This is a genomic window from Hafnia paralvei, from assembly GCF_020150375.1.
Classification (GTDB): domain Bacteria; phylum Pseudomonadota; class Gammaproteobacteria; order Enterobacterales; family Enterobacteriaceae; genus Hafnia; species Hafnia paralvei.
Map to the genome: position 1 here is coordinate 3,417,075 of NZ_CP083737.1, position 15,453 is coordinate 3,432,527.

Consider the following 15,453-nt stretch of genomic DNA (forward strand, 5'->3'; position numbering starts at 1 on the left):
CAATGAAACACTGGCTGCGTAAACTTGCTCTCTGGTTGGGAATTGTCCCCACGACGACCTATGCCTATCCTGCGCTGGATATCCACTTGCAAGGCGGCGTAAACCTGCATCTGGTGGGAAGCATCCATATGGGTACCGAAAACATGTCCCCTCTTCCCGATACGCTAATTCAACGGCTAAAACAGGCGGATGCGTTAATCGTTGAAGCCGATATCACCCGCTCCTCCCCCTCTTTTGAAACTCCTGAGACAGAAACTCCGTTGGAGTTTCACCTCTCTCACGAACAATGGTTACAGGTGCAACAGCGCTGTCAAGAAACGGGAATTCCGGTGAGCGCCGTTCAGTATTTTCCCGCCTGGCGCACCGCGTTGACCTTACAGGCACAGCAGGCTCATCAGTTAGGTCTACGCTCTGAATATGGCATCGACTATCAGATGCTGCGTTTTGCACAGCAACGTTCACTCCACGTCATCGAACTTGAGGGAGCTGATACGCAAATGGCGTTACTGCACGCATTACCCAATAATGGGATCGTGCTACTGCAAGACACCCTGACACATTGGCATACCAACGCACGCTTGCTGCAAACGCTGATTAGCGGATGGATATCGCCGACGGAGTCGATCTCAACCACCGATCTACCCTCCACTTTCAGCGATGAGCTTTATCAAGTATTAATGGGCGATCGCAATCAAAAATGGCAAAAAATGCTGCTGGCACTCCCTGCAGGAAACTATGTGGTCGCCGTTGGCGCTTTACATCTCTACAGCGAAGGCAACCTGCCAGAACTCCTCGCGCCCTATACCGCACATTAGGCGAAAAAAATGGCCAATATTTCTATTGGCCAGTCAAAGAGGAATTTCATTATTATCGTTATGCTACAAAGATAGACGTTCTGTTTACCCTCGTAGTTGCCAGCATAGGGTAGCAATGCCGCTGTGATTCTGGCAATAGTTATTCTGTGGATGCTGTAGCCAACAAACATTTAGCGCACGAATAAATAAGCAACCGAACCTGACGTTGATGAATAACAGCGTTATCATTGTGCTCATTGTCATGTTGCATACACAGAGTTCGAGTTTGCATAGGTTCGCTAACCCCACAAAGATGCAGCTTAAAGTATGATGGATTTAGAGGTTTAAATAATGACTCCCGCTGTTCTTCTGCTTGAAAAAAATAAAGTGCCTTTTACCCTCCACCAATACCATCACGACAGCGACGAAACCAATTTCGGCGATGAAGTCGTTCGTAAGCTAGGTTTAAACGCCGAGCAGGTTTATAAAACCCTGCTGGTTTCCCTTAACGGAGACGCTAAAAATTTGGCCGTTGCGGTAACCCCTGTGGCTTCAATGCTTGATTTAAAAAAAGTGGCCAAAGCATTCGCCGCCAAAAAAGCGGATATGGCCGATCCACAGTTGGCACAGCGCGTTACCGGTTATCTGGTGGGAGGTATTAGTCCACTAGGGCAAAAGAAACGCCTACCCACCGTTATCGACAGCGGTGCGCAGCAATTTGATTCGATTTATGTATCCGGCGGAAAACGGGGGCTTGATATTGAACTCTCAGCGCAAGACCTTAGCCGTATGACTAACGCCAGCTTTGCCGAAATTGCGAAACGAGATTGACGAGTTCTGTTTATCAGAACCCGTCAACATTGAGTTTTCACTCAATGAGCTTGGTTTAACTTCTGCACTTCAGCTTTAGCCTTCGCTAACTGCGCTTCAAAGGCGGGGTTATTGTGTAAGGATGCAACCACGGCGCTGCCGACGACACGGGCAGCGTCTACGTCACTTTGCCAATGATAGCCACAGATAACGCGGCTCTGCCCAAGATCATAACCTCGTTTGAGGATTTCATTCTGTCGAGCAGGATTCACTTCAGCCAGCACCAGCGCCACTGACCAGCCAATAGTGGTATGACCCGAAGGGTATGAACCGTTGGTTGACAGCTCTTTCTCATCTTCTGGGCGACAGGTTGCTTCTTTATAGAAAGCAAAGGGACGTACGCGGTTATAATGTTGCTTGGCTGAACGCGTCGCATACTCGCCCGCATCCTCTTTCATCGTCGTAATCAGAGTGAAGGTTTCAGGGGTTTTTTCTTTCGAAATTGGGAAACCAAAGGCCGTGGAGAAATTTCGCGCCAAGCTATCTTTAGAAACATCGGCGTCATCATACGCCTGCTTTCCACGCTCTGTGCTGCGCTGTGCCTTCCCTTCATCATAGTGAGCTTTGTCACTCAGGAAATCGATGCTGGTGTAAGCGGGTGGTGGAGGCAGCAGCTTTAAGCTGTCGGGTGCTTGTTCATATTTAAGATAATGATCGTCGGCAGCCATGCCATAACCAGAGACTAATAAACCAACTAACGTTGCTAAAACTATTTTCTTCATCGGTGTGTTTCCTCCTATCTGGCATCTTAAATGCTCTGATCGTTGCCAACCGTGACAGGGATAACATTTGCCTAATGAATGCTAATAGTTATTTGATAATTAAAATAAAAACGGCGCAACGTTGAAAAACACCGCGGATAAAAATGCAAAAACCCGCACTAGGCGGGTTCTTGATATGCAGTCACTTAGCGTTTCTGCATGCGTTATTGGCTATTACAGCGCAACAACGTTTACTGCTGATGGACCTTTAGCGCCGTTCTCGATAGAGAACTCAACTTTTTGGCCTTCATCAAGAGTTTTGAAATCATTGCTCTGGATTGCAGAGAAATGTACGAATACATCTTTGCTGCCATCTTCAGGAGAGATGAAACCGAAACCTTTACCAGCGTCAAACCATTTTACTAAACCAGTCATTTTATTAGACATAGATACTTCCTTTAATTATTTTTTGAGCCATCAGCGATTTTAAAAATCACTTGGCGAATGTGGTCGTCTTCAGAGAGTTACTTATTGAAAAGTTCTTATTTGGCACTTAGGAGAAGACTCACAAGAAGAAGAGGTATCTATGCGGATAGCGCTTGAACTGAGGACTGCTTTACTAAAACTGCGTTCATAAGGTCTGTGTTTCAAACCGATGACGCTATTTACTCATACCTGACCTAAGTTATCAAGAATTATTTTCAAATAATAATTTCTCTCATCTAGACGGCTAGACTGGTGGAAGTTTAGGTGGGCCATATTTAGCGTTGACGGAGAGCAAAACCTACCCTCCGTCATACACGACTTTACTGATAAACAATCTCGCCTTTCGGCTCATAGTCTGACACTTTGAGCGGAGAGTGCTTTTCGATGTACTGCTTTAACACCTCTGCGTCCACAAACCCTGTATTCACATAGCTTGGCAGCTCACTGACGATCGGATAATCATCGCCACCCGTGGCGTTAAAATTGAGCAGCGCCAAACGGTAGACTTTGTCAGCCTGTAATGGCTCTCCTTTAATTTTCACATCGCTAACGCCTTTTCCATCCGCGATTAAGCTCACGTTTGAGAATTGAGCATAAGCGCCAGAATCCACTTTTTTATTGGCAACCACGGCGAGATATTTTTCGAGATCGCTACCTTTCATCTCCACATACGCCACGGTGTTGCCAAACGGCTGCACTTTCAACACATCTTTGTAGCTGATATCTCCCGGTTCGATAGAGTCTCGCACGCCACCGCCGCTCATAACTCCCAGATCGGCCTGAGTGCGCTCCATCTGCGCCGCTAGCAGCAAGCGCGCCATATTGGTTTGTTCAAAGCGAACTTTGCTACGATCGCCCTCTAATTTTCCATCCACGCTACCGACTTTAACTTCCAACTGTGCTTTGCCCTTCTCTTCAAACGGCGTCAACAGCTTAAGCATTTGTGGGTTTTGCTCGATTTTATGGGTGTAATATGCACGCTCAACGGTACCATCATCTTTGGTCACTTTTTTGCTGAGGTTCACGGGAATAAGCTGGTAGTGTTGCAGCGTCAGCGCGCCGTTTCGGAAGGTAAAATCAGCGCGACCAACATATTTGCCCCATTCATGCGCCTGCACGATCCAAGTACCATTCTGGCGATCGGGGGCACATGGTGTCCCTGGCACATAATCAACCTGCTTTTTATTCTCTGACGCCATGCACACCGGATCTTGTGAGTGGCCGCCGACAATCATGTCCAGATATCCCGCGGGGAGCTTGCGCGCCATTTCAACGTCGCCGGGTGCATTGGAACCATGCTCGCCGTTATCATAGTGTCCCATATGGGTGGCCGCGATGATCACATCCGGCTTTTCGTTTTGTTTGATCTGCTGGATCAGCGTCTTAGCTTCCACTGCCGGATCACGGAATTCGATCCCTTTTAATAATTCAGGGTTGCCGATCTTCGCGGTGTCATCGGTGGTTAAACCAATCACTGCAATTTTAATATCTTGCTTATCGAAAACTTCGTAAGGCTTAAATAACCGTTTTTCAGTGCCTTGCTGGTAAATATTGGCTGAAAGCAAAGGAAAGGTCGCCCACTTTTCCTGCTGACGTAAAACAGATAACGGGTTGTCAAACTCATGGTTACCAATCGCCATCGCATCATAGCCAACTAGATTCATGCCACGGAAATCAGGCTCTGCATCCTGTAAATCTGATTCGGGAACGCCAGTATTGATATCCCCACCGGAGAGCAACAATACGCTACCGCCTTGCGCCGCAACCTCTTGGCGTATCTGATCCACCAGCGTTTTCTGCGCAGCTAACCCATATTCTCCGTTAGCATTTTGCCAAAAGTGACCATGGTGATCGTTGGTATGCAGAATTGTGATGTTATAGGTTTTGTCTTTTTCCCATGCGGCAGCCCACGTCGGCACCAGTGCGAGCGCTACCGCTAAAGCGCACGCTGTTCCTTTCAGAGCAAATTTCATACGGGTTCTCCGTGTCGTCATATTCATCATCCCATTACCGTTCTAATTATTATGCTTATTCGATTTAAATCACCGCGTTGAATGATCAGTCTAAAATTCTAACGGCTAATTTGTCGGATCATTTCATTTTTTTGCGAGCGCTTTCAAATTACAGCCCACATTTGCCAGCAATGGTGAACAAATAACCGACGAGAAGATAAAAACAACGGTTGACCAAGAATGATAAACTTTGTCATTGTTAGCGTGATGACTATCTCTATTTATCAGCCTGCACATAACCTGTACATAAATAGCTCCTTAACCAACAACATAACAAAAATACACTATGACTGACCGCATCGATCCGGTGTCCGATTCCGTGACACAAAAGCCCGTCAATCGCACCTCGTTCTCCATTCTGGGTGCTATCAGCGTGTCACACCTGCTGAACGATATGATCCAATCGCTAATTTTAGCGATCTACCCCATTTTACGCGGGGAGTTTTCACTTAGTTTTGCGCAGATAGGCCTCATCACCCTGACCTATCAGCTCACGGCCTCATTGCTGCAACCGCTCATCGGTATGTATACCGATAAACACCCTAAACCCTATTCTTTACCGATAGGCATGGGATTCACGTTGGCTGGGCTTTTACTGTTATCGGTTGCACCTAGCTTTAGCGTGGTGCTTATTGCCGCTGCGCTGGTGGGGACGGGCTCGTCAATCTTCCATCCCGAATCTTCACGCGTTGCACGTATGGCCTCCGGTGGTCGTCATGGTCTGGCACAATCGGTATTTCAAGTTGGTGGCAACTTTGGTAGCTCGTTGGGGCCTTTGCTGGCGGCGGCGGTTATTGCGCCTTACGGTCAGGGAAATATCGCCTGGTTTTCTCTGGCAGCACTGCTCGCTATCGTTGTACTACTGCAGGTGAGCAAGTGGTATCAGCATCAAACGCGTCAAAGCAAAGGTAAGCCTAAAGGCCAAGGGGCGGTAAAAGTGCTGCCACGCCGTACCGTGGTTATCTCTCTATCGATACTGCTCGTGCTCATTTTTTCAAAATACTTCTATCTCACCAGCATTAGCAGCTATTACACCTTTTATCTTATTCATAAGTTTGGTGTTTCAGTACAAAGTGCACAGATTCATTTGTTTGCATTCCTGTTTGCTGTCGCCGCCGGAACCATTATTGGCGGGCCTTTAGGCGATAAGATAGGACGTAAATATGTTATTTGGGGCTCAATTCTGGGTGTCGCACCGTTTACGCTCGCTTTACCCTACGCTTCTCTGTACTGGACGGGCATTTTAACCGTCATTATCGGCGTTATATTGGCTTCGGCATTTTCCGCCATCTTGGTTTACGCACAAGAGCTCATCCCAGGCAAAGTCGGCATGGTTTCTGGCCTATTCTTTGGTTTTGCCTTTGGTATGGGAGGCTTGGGAGCCGCTGTCCTTGGCTATGTCGCCGATCTCACCAGCATCGATTTGGTTTATCAGATTTGTGCATTCCTGCCATTACTCGGCATCTTGACTGCTTTACTGCCGAATATAGAGCATAAAGACGCTAACTAGCCTTAATAACCCGACTTATTCTGTAGGATTGGTCGGGTTATACTCTTCCCAAAGCCGCGTACCACATGAACTTGCCTGACAAAACCTTCATTTACTGCCATTCGCACGTTTTTTTTCTAATTTCTGACTGATTTCCCAAAATTAACTCAGCAGAATATCGATAAATACAATAAACTTATTAGAGATACCTATTGATTTCACGAAGCAAAAGCACCACTAAAGGTACTGCTGCGTGAGAAATTGCGGTTTTAGTACCCCAATAATTAGAGTTGCGTCGCAAAAACCTGAGTCTTATGAGCCGTTTTTGTATCGTTGCCGACTGGACGAAGCCTTGCCGTACGCCAGCTTAGTTTCGTAAGGAACGAGCACTGCTAACACAGATGCTGCTTCAAGTATGACGGGTATACACACATTAATTGAAACTGTAGCCATGAAACGGCTTCAAGTTAAAAAAGGTATTTTTATTATTTAGCTGTTCGTGCAGTGCTAGAAGGAGTCTAGATGCATCACTCAACCCCGCTTATTACGACAATCGTTGGAGGCTTAGTTCTCGCCTTTCTTTTAGGTATGCTGGCAAATCGTCTGCGAATATCTCCATTAGTGGGCTATTTGGTCGCAGGCGTACTTGCTGGCCCGTTTACACCCGGCTTCGTGGCTGATACCTCACTCGCCCCAGAGCTGGCCGAAATTGGCGTTATCTTGCTGATGTTCGGTGTTGGTCTGCACTTCTCTCTAAAAGATTTAATGGCGGTTAAAAACATCGCGATACCCGGCGCTATTGCACAAATCGCTGTGGCGACATTGCTGGGTATGGGACTTTCGTCGTTATTAGGTTGGGATTTAGTCACTGGCTTAGTTTTTGGCCTGTGTTTATCCACCGCGAGTACCGTGGTATTGCTGCGCGCTTTGGAAGAGCGGCAGCTAATTGATAGCCAACGTGGTCAAATCGCCATTGGCTGGCTGATCGTAGAAGATCTGGCAATGGTGCTAACACTGGTTCTTTTACCTGCTTTCGCCGGAATTATGGGCGAAGGGCAAAATATGCAGTTAAAAGACCTACTGATTGAGCTTGGCATCACGCTGGGTAAAGTCATCGCCTTTATCACCATCATGATCGTGGTGGGACGCCGTTTGGTACCTTGGATTTTAGCCAAAACTGCCAGTACAGGCTCACGCGAGTTGTTTACCCTTTCCGTTCTCGCATTAGCCATGGGCGTCGCCTACGGTGCCGTCGCAATCTTTGACGTCTCTTTCGCACTTGGCGCCTTCTTTGCCGGCATGGTACTTAACGAATCAGAGCTTAGCCACCGAGCTGCTCACGATACATTGCCACTGCGAGATGCATTTGCAGTGCTGTTCTTTGTTTCAGTAGGGATGTTATTTGACCCAATGATTTTGGTCGAACAACCCCTCGCTGTACTGGGCTGCTTAGCAATCATTGTATTTGGTAAGTCCGTTGCGGCATTCCTGCTAGTGAAGATGTTTGGTCACTCTAAACGTACTGCGCTAACGGTTTCCGTCAGTCTGGCTCAGATTGGTGAGTTCGCCTTTATTTTGGCTGGTTTGGGGATTTCCCTGAATATGCTATCACCGGAAGGTCGTAATCTAGTGCTCGCAGGGGCTATCCTGTCCATCATGATTAACCCGCTCCTATTTACTCTACTAGAGCGTTATCTGGCCAAAACGGAAACTATCGAAGACCAGAGCCTGCAAGAAGTCACTGAGGAAGAAGAGAAACAGATCCCAGTTGACCTCTGTAACCATGTACTTCTGGTTGGCTACGGGCGTGTAGGCAGCCTTATCGGCGCTAAACTGCATGACGCAGGCGTTCCACTGGTGGTTATTGAGAACTCCCGCCCACGCGTTGAGGCGCTTCGTGAGCAAGGTATTCATGCGGTACTGGGTAATGCAGCGAATCCCGAAATGTTGGAGCTAGCGAGAATTGATTGTGCACGCTGGCTGCTACTCACCATTCCAAACGGCTATGAAGCCGGTGAGATTGTCGCCTTTGCCCGCACCAAGCGAGACTCTCTGGATATTATCGCCCGAGCGCACTACGACGATGAAGTCGCCTATATTTCAGACCGCGGTGCGAATCAGGTGGTGATGGGTGAACGTGAGATCGCCAACAGTATGTTGGAATTGCTGCAGGTCGATAAGATGACGGATCAGGATAAGATGCAGGGGTGTGCAATATAATATTACGGCTGCCGCTTTCAGATTATCCATGTTGAATGGTGTAGGTTTGTACACATAAGTTTACGATGTAGATTTCGTACGCCTAAGGCACCGAAACCGACATGCACTCCGTGCAGGCGTCCGAGCAAGGCGGCTCAATCGCCGCCGCCTTGCATCCGGGCTTGGCACCGTCCTTCAGCCTGCTTCGCAGGTGCCCGAATCTCGTCATTCCGGCCTTTACGGAACGAACGGCAATCGCCATCCTGGCTCCTCCGTTCTTTCGCCGACATCCCTGTCGGCGAATCCTAGCCTACATTCCTCTATTCGGCTGAAGAACAACGTGCCGGAGAAGGTCAACGTCAAAACCAAAAGATAAAATCAAAACCTTCTTTGGGTTTTAGTTTAAGTCTTGGTAGGGAGAGCCGCCGGTACAGGGATGTACCGGCGGAGTTTGGGGCGCCCGGGATGGGCGATACCAAACCGGAGCGGAGATGGCGTCTCGGATAAAAAGCGCGAGAGTCGAGAGGTTGCGCGCTGGCAACCTCTCGTCGGACGCCTACGCCAACTGCGTCATGGAAAAATTGATGCTAACGGGCGGGCGAAATCTGTCACTGCTCCCACAAAGGCGAATCCTACATAGCTAGGTTATCCGCCCCCATCTCTTATCTCTCCCAATACGACTCTTCTAAACTATCTTCTCTTTCTGGCAGGCCACGCGTTAGGCGTGGAGAATGCTGGTTTAGCACTTGATAGCTGACCCGGTTGGCATATTTACACACCTGAGCCAATGAAGAATAAGTGAGATAAGTACGCTGGTGTTTGCTGGAGTTCGGCACATTGGTGCGGTGGAAACCGTTAGCCGCAATATCGTGCAACAGCGCAGCCAATGCGCCGTCGCCTGCACCGTTGGTGTTCATAATCTTCTCTGGCCCCCCCATATAAGGCGCAATATGAGAGTAGATTTTAAACGGAACTTCACAGGATACTTTACGCATTGGGCGGCTGAATTCGTACAGGTTGAATTCAGGAATAACCCCTGGCAGCAGCGGATGCTGGGTTTTGCGTTTCCCATCTTCTTCGGTATAACCTGCCATATATAAACCGACCGGCCCAGCGGTGCATAATACTAAATCGACCCACTCAAGCGCTTTATCAGACGCCGCCAGTGGGTCGTTGAGTCCGGTTAAAGCTTCGGCCTCTTCTTCATTCATGGCAACGATCGTCACGTTATCGCGCAAGAAATCGCGCCACCACTGTGGATCGTCGGCGATCACAAACTTGGTGCCTAATGTCAGAACCACCGGCACATTGTGCTTTTTAGCATATTCAATGGCTTTCATGGTGGCTTCACGCATCGGCTCCCCCGGTTTGCAGCGCACCAAATAGGCGGTAAGCACCAGCGCTGATGCGCCTGCGATAACATCCTCAGGAATGCTTTCAGGCCGCAGTTGATTCATCATCCCAGGGCTGATGGCAAACGTACGTTCGCCATTTTCGCTGATGAGCGTGAAGCAACGACCAATCGCACCATCAACCCCTTGCAGGTAGTTAAGATCGGTACGACTTGAGGTATTACACAGATAACGATAGGCATAGCTGCCAATTTTCACGTTACTACACATTACGCCAAGCAAAATCGAACGGTCATCGGCTAGCACAGAGTAATTGTGCATCGTGTTGCCAATCGTGCCGCCAGCAAACTCGTGAGTAATGAGCTTGTTATCGGTTAGCTCTTGATACAGGGCTTCGGCAACATCGTCTTCGATCACCAAGGAATGCCCCTGACTTAGGCGGTAACGAGTAATAAATTCGTCGCTGACTTTCGCTTCAATATCCACCAGCGTTTGGTCGATACCGACCACATAGGAGGTATCAATTTCGCTTTTCTGCGTTGCATGTAGTAACGGATCGCGCGCATTTACGGGGAAATAGTGTTTAGATTTGCGTTGGCCAGGGAATTTCATCAGTGTCGTCAGTGGTTGTGAAAAGGAAGCCGAGAATTCTAACACATCACTTGCTTAATCGTCAGAGCCAGAAGCTCTGACGCAAAATTTCATCGCAGAATATCAGGCTGAACGCCCTATTTGTTCCATGACTAACTGATAAAACAGTTCAATATGCAAAGCATCGTCATTTAGCGCAGGAATGTATTCAAACGTCTCTCCTCCCGCTTCAATGAAGAATTCTTTATTTTGTACCTTAATCTCTTCCAGCGTTTCCAGACAATCAGCAGAAAAACCAGGGCAAATCACCTGAATATGCTTTATCCCTTTTGCCGGCAACTGCTCAATCGTTTTATCCGTAAACGGCGTTAGCCACGGCTCACGACCGAAACGCGACTGATACGTCATCATGTAACGCTCAGCGTCTAGTCCTAGCGTATGAGCCACCGCTTGCGTAGTCGCTCGGCAGCGCTGTGGATAGTCATCGCCCTGATCGGCATAACGTTGCGGAATGCCATGGAAGGAAAACAGCAACATATCAGGTTGACCGTGCTGAGCAAAACTAGCACGAATGCTGCTACACAGTGCGGCGATGTAAGCGGGATGTTCAGCATAGTCGCGAATAAAATTCAGCGACGGTATGCGACGCATACTTGCAAAGTGTCGGGCTACGCCATCAAATACCGCGGCGTTGGTCGAACACGAATACTGCGGGTACAACGGCAGCAGGATAATACGATCGACGCCTGCATCATGAAGTTTATCAATCGCACTTTTTAATGCGGGCTGACCATAGCTCATCCCCAGTTCTACAGGAATATTCGGCAAACGAGCCTGTAATGCGGCCTGCTGGCGGCGGCTATAGACCATCAGCGGAGAGCCCTCTTCCATCCATACAGATTGATAGAGTTTAGCCACGCGTGGGGAGCGGATCGGCAGAATAACGCCGTTCAAAATCGGCCACCAAATCAGGCGGGAAACATCCACGACGCGCTTATCGCTAAGAAACTCAGCCAAATAACGCTTTACCGCAGATGACGTTGGGGCCTCTGGCGTGCCCAAGTTAACTAATAGTACGCCGAATTTTTCTTGCTTCATTGCAGGCCTCAGTTCAATGGAGATAGATTATTGTAACCAAGTTAACGCATAACCCAATCTATTACTCTCATCGGTAACAGACTGATAAATTATAGATATAAAAAAGGCGGCCATCAGCCGCCTGTGTTATTCGAGGCTAAATTAACCCAGAATCGTTTCCAGTTCTGCACGCACAGCGGCAACAGACTGAGTACCGTCTAATTTGACGTACTTGGTGTTACCTTTCGCCGCTTCGGCGCTGTAGTAACCAATCAGTGGTGCGGTCTGCTGATGATATTCAACCAGACGTTTACGCACGGTTTCTTCTTGGTCGTCTTTACGGGTTACCAGCTCTTCGCCAGTCACGTCGTCTTTACCTTCAACCTTAGGTGGGTTGAATTTGATGTGATAAACACGGCCAGAGCCCTGATGCACGCGGCGACCGATGATACGCTCAACGATCAGTTCGTCAGGAACATCGAATTCCAATACGAAATCTACGCTGATACCGGCTTCTTTCATTGCGTCAGCTTGAGGGATCGTACGTGGGAAACCATCCAGCAGGAAACCGTTGCGGCAATCTTCTTGAGTGATGCGCTCTTTAACCAGAGCAATAACCAGCTCATCGGTCACCAGCATGCCAGCGTCCATGATTTCTTTTGCTTTTTTGCCTAATTCGGTACCGGCTTTCACTGCTGCACGTAGCATGTCACCCGTAGAGATTTGCGGAATGCCGTATTTCTCCATGATGAACTGTGCCTGAGTGCCTTTACCCGCGCCAGGAGCGCCAAGCAGAATGATACGCATCGCGTAAATCCTCTTAAATTATTTTTTATAAAATTCAAAAACGCTAAACCTTACCATTTTTGTGACCGCTACCTCAAGGAATCGGGGTACTGCTGAAACGTGAAACTCGCATAATAAAACGGGCGACGGTGATTTTTATCTCACCTTCGCCCGTTTTTAGCCTTATGCCTTAAATAAATTGGCGAGGTATCGTGCCAATACGTCGCAAGCTGTCACTTTATAAATAAACCCGCATGTACTCGGACAGACACAAGATAGCCATCGCCTGACCGTATGGCATCGAGGTCAGCGGAATTTGGCGATAATAGTCATAATCACGCCCCATCGCCGTACCGAACGAAACATTGGTCAGCTCTCCCTCTGCGTTAATATTTTTTATCACGCCTTTAACCGCTTTCTCAGCCACTGCCGCATATTCAGCACCGATGTAGCGCTTCCGTACCGCTTTAAGAATGCCGTATGCAAAACCTGCGGTGGCGGATGACTCAACGTACGAGTTTGGATCATCGAGTAACGTGTGCCACAAGCCACTTTGATCTTGGCATTTCGCTAACGCGACCACTTGGCTTTCTAGTACCTGAATCAAGAAACGTCGGGTGGCATCATATTCAGGCAAATCGAGCAAGTCGATAAACTCAGGAATGACCATCGTCAACCAGCTATTGCCGCGAGCCCAACGTGCTTTAGCAAAGTTATGATGACCTTCGAACGTCCAGCCATGAAACCACAAACCTGTCTCACGCTCCATCAGATGCTGGGTATGCACTAAAAACTGATATTTCGCCTCTTCAATATATTCGGGTTTATTCAGCAATTTCCCGATCTTCGCTAGCGGTAACACGCTCATCATTAGCGTATCGTCCCAGAGCTGTTGGTGATTTTCTTCTGCCAACGTAACGTGCTGCATTCCCCCACGCTCGGTACGCGGCATTTCATACATCACCCACTCGGCCCAACGTTCTAGATAAGGCAGCCAACGCGGATCACGCGTTTCTTCATAGCGATACGCCAGCGTGAGGAAAGGACAGACCGTATTCACATTTTTGGTTGGTGTACCCTCGGCAAAGCGCGCGCTAAACCAATCATCAATGATAGCTCGCATCTGTTGGTCGCCCGTCTGCTGATAATATTGATAAATACCATACAAACCGATGCCGTGAGTCCATTCCCAGCCAGCCCAACCCTTAGTATCGATAACACGGCCATCATCTAGTCGCAGTAAAAACTCTCCGGTTTCATCGCTGATATTAATCAGATTATCGGTCATTTTGCAGATCAAGTTTTTAAGCTCACTACGCGCTATAAAGCGTTCTGGCTGACGTAAAAGCGGGCTATGTTTTACCGGATATACGAGCATGAAAACTCCCTTCATTCATTAATTCAAAAATGTTTCGCATTCAGGACAGAGTGGTACATCACTCATGCATTCTTTAAAATATGCAGAGGCTTAGGGGCCGATTTATCTCGATTGAGATAACCAATGTTGTTATTCCCCCATAGAGACTCGTAAGGCATTCCTGCCAGCATTTCGACGGTCGCTTTTGCCTCAGGCGTGATTTGTTCAGGAACAATATGGCCTGCATCGCGCATCTTGACGGTTTCCTCACGCAGAATGCTGTGCGTATGCAAGTTGAGTTTGAAGCGCAGGGAGATATAAAAACCGATGCACAGTACGCAAACGGTGCCCACACTCAAAATCATCAAAATGGTATGGCTTACCGCCGGAGCCTGAACACTTTGGCCGGAGACAAAACCGGAAAACTCCATCACAATCCCGACCAACATCACAGCACAAGCCTGAGAGGCTTTGCGTGTTAGTGTCATAATCCCCGCAAAAATACCTTCGCGGCGTTGACCCGTGATCACCTCATCCACATCGGCAATATAGGTATAAGTATTCCAAGGGACGTAGTTAATGCCACCACGTCCCAGCCCTGCAACTGCAGAGATCAGTAGCAATAGAGACATGGCATCATTCATTCCTGCGTAATACAAAACGCCATAAGACAACGCACTGAGTCCAAACAACACTACGACTAAACGATAAGAAGGTGCAGGCCCAAACTTGATACACAACGGAATCATGCCAATCACAGCAATAAATTGCATAATCGCCATTGTTCCCATGAGACTCGAGGCCACTGTCGCACTTTGCATCAACACAAAGACCACATAATAGGTAAACACCGCATTAAAGACGTCCTGAGCAATATACCCCCCGAGATACATCCCCAGATGCTGACGGAAAATACGAATTCTCAATGTTGAAGTTAATTCAACATTCAAGCGCTTCAGGCTTTGTAGCAAAGTGAGTTGCTGCTTCTCCCGCTCGGCTTTTAGCTGGGCCTCCGACATATCTTCCCTTGGCCGTTCCCACGTGAAAAAATACACTAGCGTTAAAACCACTGCGCAGATGATCGAAAACACCAAGCTTGCATAGAAAAAGGAGATAGCGTTGTCTTTTCCCAAATATTTCAATAGAAAACCGGGTAAAAATGCCGCCAAAATAGCAGAGAGCTGAGCCATTGAAATACGTGCGCCAGAAAATTTGGTTTTCTGTTTAAAATCATCCGTCATTTCAGGCACTAATGTTTCATACGGCACCAAAATCATTGAATAAACAACATCAAAGAACAGGTAGGTCAGCAGGTAATACCAATAATGCATCTCGCCAATCCACATCAGGCTGTAACTGAACACCAGAGGGATACCGAGCAGAATAAAAAATTTACGCCGCCCGAAACGCCGGCCTAAACGCGTAGAGCCGAAATTATCGGTTAAAAATCCCATCAAAGGACTGACGACAGCGTCTAAAACACGCGCCATCGCAAAAATAAATGTTGCTTCGATTGGGCTAAGTCCACAAAACGTGGTGTAGAAATAGAGTAACCACGCTGCTGTCAAAGCCGTGGTACCTGCTCCGAGAAAGTCCCCAGAACCGTAGGCTAAATAATTCATTAGCCCAATTTTGCGTCTGTTTTGCAATGGCATCGTCATTACTCTCATTCCCCGTAGTTTCTTTTATGGGCGATCCGAGAAACATTTCTCTAAAACGAAAAACATCAGGCTCAGAAA

Annotated in this window: 12 protein-coding genes; 4 read left to right on the top strand and 8 right to left on the bottom strand. The window is 47.9% G+C overall.

Going from position 1 to position 15,453, the window contains the following annotated elements; all coding sequences use genetic code 11:
• Positions 1–2: 2 nt before the first annotated feature.
• Together K9N75_RS16120 and ybaK are read left to right on the top strand one after the other, a co-directional pair.
• Positions 3–815, top strand: a complete 813-nt coding sequence (locus K9N75_RS16120; RefSeq protein WP_096080506.1) for a TraB/GumN family protein — start codon at positions 3–5, stop codon at positions 813–815.
• 330 nt (positions 816–1,145) lie between these two features.
• Positions 1,146–1,625, top strand: a complete 480-nt coding sequence (ybaK, locus tag K9N75_RS16125; RefSeq protein ID WP_008814231.1) for a Cys-tRNA(Pro)/Cys-tRNA(Cys) deacylase YbaK — start codon at positions 1,146–1,148, stop codon at positions 1,623–1,625.
• 41 nt (positions 1,626–1,666) lie between these two features.
• Here ybaK and K9N75_RS16130 read toward each other — a convergent pair whose 3' ends face one another.
• From K9N75_RS16130 to ushA, 3 genes are all read right to left on the bottom strand, one after another.
• The gene (locus K9N75_RS16130; RefSeq protein ID WP_004091793.1) at positions 1,667–2,386 is read right to left on the bottom strand and encodes an acid phosphatase; all 720 of its coding nucleotides are present in this window, start codon (positions 2,384–2,386) and stop codon (positions 1,667–1,669) included.
• Positions 2,387–2,599: 213 nt separating this feature from the next.
• On the bottom strand, positions 2,600–2,812 hold the full coding sequence (cspE, locus tag K9N75_RS16135) for a transcription antiterminator/RNA stability regulator CspE (RefSeq protein WP_004091792.1): 213 nt from the start codon (positions 2,810–2,812) through the stop codon (positions 2,600–2,602).
• Positions 2,813–3,171: 359 nt separating this feature from the next.
• Positions 3,172–4,824 carry a bifunctional UDP-sugar hydrolase/5'-nucleotidase UshA gene (gene ushA, locus K9N75_RS16140; RefSeq protein WP_224451884.1) on the bottom strand — a complete coding sequence of 551 codons (1,653 nt, stop codon included), beginning with the start codon at positions 4,822–4,824 and terminating at the stop codon, positions 3,172–3,174.
• A gap of 325 nt (positions 4,825–5,149) precedes the next feature.
• On the opposite strand from ushA, the gene K9N75_RS16145 reads away from it, so the two are divergent.
• Both K9N75_RS16145 and ybaL read left to right on the top strand, forming a co-directional pair.
• On the top strand, positions 5,150–6,373 hold the full coding sequence (locus K9N75_RS16145; RefSeq protein WP_008814233.1) for an MFS transporter: 1,224 nt from the start codon (positions 5,150–5,152) through the stop codon (positions 6,371–6,373).
• Between the two features lie 501 nt (positions 6,374–6,874).
• Positions 6,875–8,572 carry a YbaL family putative K(+) efflux transporter gene (ybaL, locus tag K9N75_RS16150; RefSeq protein ID WP_224451885.1) on the top strand — a complete coding sequence of 566 codons (1,698 nt, stop codon included), beginning with the start codon at positions 6,875–6,877 and terminating at the stop codon, positions 8,570–8,572.
• 641 nt (positions 8,573–9,213) lie between these two features.
• On the opposite strand, the gene K9N75_RS16155 is transcribed toward ybaL, so the two are convergent.
• The 5 genes from K9N75_RS16155 to K9N75_RS16175 form a co-directional block, all read right to left on the bottom strand.
• A complete protein-coding gene (locus K9N75_RS16155; RefSeq protein WP_008814235.1) occupies positions 9,214–10,515 on the bottom strand; it encodes an inosine/guanosine kinase in 1,302 nt (433 codons plus the stop codon).
• Between the two features lie 102 nt (positions 10,516–10,617).
• On the bottom strand, positions 10,618–11,592 hold the full coding sequence (hemH, locus tag K9N75_RS16160; RefSeq protein ID WP_039188548.1) for a ferrochelatase: 975 nt from the start codon (positions 11,590–11,592) through the stop codon (positions 10,618–10,620).
• Between the two features lie 141 nt (positions 11,593–11,733).
• A complete protein-coding gene (gene adk, locus K9N75_RS16165) occupies positions 11,734–12,378 on the bottom strand; it encodes an adenylate kinase (protein ID WP_004091785.1) in 645 nt (214 codons plus the stop codon).
• Between the two features lie 217 nt (positions 12,379–12,595).
• Positions 12,596–13,735 carry a beta-galactosidase BglB gene (gene bglB / locus K9N75_RS16170; RefSeq protein ID WP_008814237.1) on the bottom strand — a complete coding sequence of 380 codons (1,140 nt, stop codon included), beginning with the start codon at positions 13,733–13,735 and terminating at the stop codon, positions 12,596–12,598.
• A gap of 62 nt (positions 13,736–13,797) precedes the next feature.
• Positions 13,798–15,375, bottom strand: a complete 1,578-nt coding sequence (locus K9N75_RS16175; RefSeq protein ID WP_224451886.1) for an MFS transporter — start codon at positions 15,373–15,375, stop codon at positions 13,798–13,800.
• Positions 15,376–15,453: the final 78 nt, after the last annotated feature.